Genomic DNA, 395 nt, shown 5'->3' with positions numbered 1-395 from the left:
ACTCGTAGGCGAACGTGGGGGTTCCGGCCGCCGTCGCCGCTTCCGCGAGGGCCCGGCTGCCCGCCCGGAAGAGCGCCGCGCCCCGCACGGCCGCGCGCGTCTCGCCCGGCGTGGCGTCCGGGCGGGCCTCGGCGTAGTGGGCGAGGAGGCGCGCGGGGTCGGGGTGCGCGGCGCGCGCGGTGGCGAGGACATCGGCGGCGGTGTCGCTCGTGTGCGTACCGAAGGGGACCGAATAAAGGTTGCCCTCCTCGGAGTTGGTGCCGATGAGGAGGCCGGGCGCGGGCGTGGCGAGCGCGTGGGCGGGCTGGGTGTCCAGGACCGGGCCGAACGGGCTCAGGCCGAGGAGCGGGTCGCGGTGGCGCGCGGTACGGAGGTCGAGGCCGCCGAGCCGGGAG

The 395-nt window shown here is 78.2% G+C and carries 1 pseudogene; it reads right to left on the bottom strand.

The window, feature by feature from the left end:
* Positions 1 to 395: pseudogene (locus G3I42_RS20545) on the bottom strand (carboxylesterase/lipase family protein); the annotation flags it as partial.

Origin of the sequence: Streptomyces sp. SID11385 (assembly GCF_010548245.1) — a bacterium.
GTDB lineage: Bacteria > Actinomycetota > Actinomycetes > Streptomycetales > Streptomycetaceae > Streptomyces.
Note: the sequence above shows the minus strand (reverse complement) of the source record. Positions and strands in the feature narration are given on the sequence as shown.